The organism is Mycobacterium sp. 2YAF39 (assembly GCF_052114565.1).
Lineage (GTDB): Bacteria > Actinomycetota > Actinomycetes > Mycobacteriales > Mycobacteriaceae > Mycobacterium.
This window is the reverse complement of sequence record NZ_JBFREZ010000028.1, coordinates 1-1,978: the sequence shown is the minus strand read 5'-3', so window position 1 is coordinate 1,978 and position 1,978 is coordinate 1. Positions and strand designations below refer to the sequence as shown.

The following is a 1,978-nucleotide window of genomic DNA, read 5'->3' as shown; positions in this document are numbered from 1 at the left end:
TCGGTGGGCGCCGGGGCGGGTGATGATCAACGCGTACGGTCCGACGGAGGCCACGATTTGGGTGGCGATGAGTGCGCCGTTGGCGCCGGGGTCGGGGGCGCCGCCGATCGGTGCGCCTGTGGCGGGTGCAGCGTTGTTTGTTTTGGATCGGTGGTTGCGTCCGGTCCCGGCGGGTGTGGTGGGGGAGTTGTATGTGGCCGGTGCCGGGGTGGGTGTCGGTTATGTGGGTCGTGCGGGGTTGACGGGGTCGCGGTTTGTGGCGTGTCCGTTCGGTGGTGCTGGGGTGCGGATGTATCGCACGGGGGATCTGGTGCGGTGGCGGTCCGACGGACAGCTCGATTATCTCGGGCGTGAGGATGAGCAGGTCAAGGTCCGTGGGTATCGCATCGAACTCGGCGAAATCCACACCGCCCTCAATGAATTGGAGGGTGTGGAGCAGGCGGCGGTGATGGCCCGCGAAGACCGCCCGGGGGACAAGCGGCTGGTGGGTTATGTCACCGGCACCGCGGATCCGACCGCGATCCGTGCTGCGCTGGGCATGAGGCTGCCCGCCTACATGGTTCCGGCCGCCGTCGTGATGCTCGACGCGATCCCGATGACCGTCAACGGCAAACTCGACACCCGCGCACTGCCGGACCCGGAATTCATTGCCAGCGAATACCGGCCTCCCGCCACACCCGCCGAGGAGGTACTCGCCAGGGTCTTCTTTGGAGTGCTGGGAGTCGAACGCGTCGGTGCCGATGATTCGTTCTTCGATCTGGGTGGCGATTCGCTGTCGGCGATGAGACTGGTCGCTGCGGTCAATACCAGTATGGGCGCTGCACTTTCGGTGCGGACGTTGTTCGAGGCGCCCACGGTGGCGCGGCTGGCACCGCACCTCGGTACACACGGAGCGCGCTTGCAGCGACTGACACCTGCGGAGCGGCCGCCGGTGGTTCCGTTGTCGTTCGCGCAGAACCGGTTGTGGTTCATCGACCAATTGCAGGGTCCCTCAGCGGTGTACAACATCCCCGCGGCGATACGGCTGGGCGGGCGTCTGGACATCGAGGCATTGGGCGCGGCACTGGCAGATGTGGTGAGCCGTCACGAATCGCTGCGCACCGTGTTCGCCGCACCGCAGGGGATACCCCAGCAGGTAGTGATCGAGGCTGAATACGCCGATTGTGGCTGGCAGGTTGTTGATGCCGCTGAGTGGTCAGCTGATGAGCTGGAGCAGGCCATTGAGGAGGTGGCTCGTCGCCCGTTCGACTTGGCGACCGAGATTCCGTTGCGAGCCTGCCTGTTCCGGGTCGCCGATGATGATGAGTATGTGCTGGTGGCGGTGGTACATCACATTGCCGCTGACGGCTGGTCGCTCGCTCCGCTGATCCGGGATCTGGGCGCCGCGTATGCCAGCCGCAGTTCGGGGCAGGCTCCKGGTTGGGCGGATCTGGCGGTGCAGTACGYCGACTACACGCTKTGGCAGCGSTCAAGTCTTGGTGAGCTGACCGACCCACTCAGTGTGATCTCGTCTCAGTTGGGCTATTGGCGCCACGCGCTGGACGGTCTGCCCGAGCGGCTGCAGTTGCCCGCCGATCGGCCGCATCCGCCGATAGCTGACTACCAAGGCGCGACTGTGGCGTTCGATTGGCCGCCTGAGTTGCAGCAGCGGGTGGCCCGACTGGCACGGGAGCACGATGCGACCAGGTTCATGGTCGTGCAGGCAGCGCTGGCGATACTGCTCAGCAAGCTGAGCAGTAATAGTGATGTGGCAGTTGGCTTCCCGATCGCTGGGCGCCGTGATCCTGCGCTCGATGAGTTGGTGGGGTTGTTCGTCAACACGTTGGTGTTGCGGGTTGATCTGGCCGGTGATCCCACGGTTGGTGATCTGCTGGGCCAGGTTCGGCAGCGTGCGTTGGCGGCCTATGAGCATCAGGATGTGCCGTTCGAGGTGCTGGTGGAACGCCTCAACCCGACCCGGTCGCTGGCCCACCATCCG

Annotated in this window: 1 protein-coding gene; it reads left to right on the top strand. The window is 65.2% G+C overall.

Features of this window, described 5'->3' with window-relative positions; translation table 11 throughout:
• Positions 1-1,978 (top strand): condensation domain-containing protein (locus AB4Z42_RS28305; RefSeq protein ID WP_442012564.1); only part of this gene is annotated, 1,978 nt, incomplete at both ends.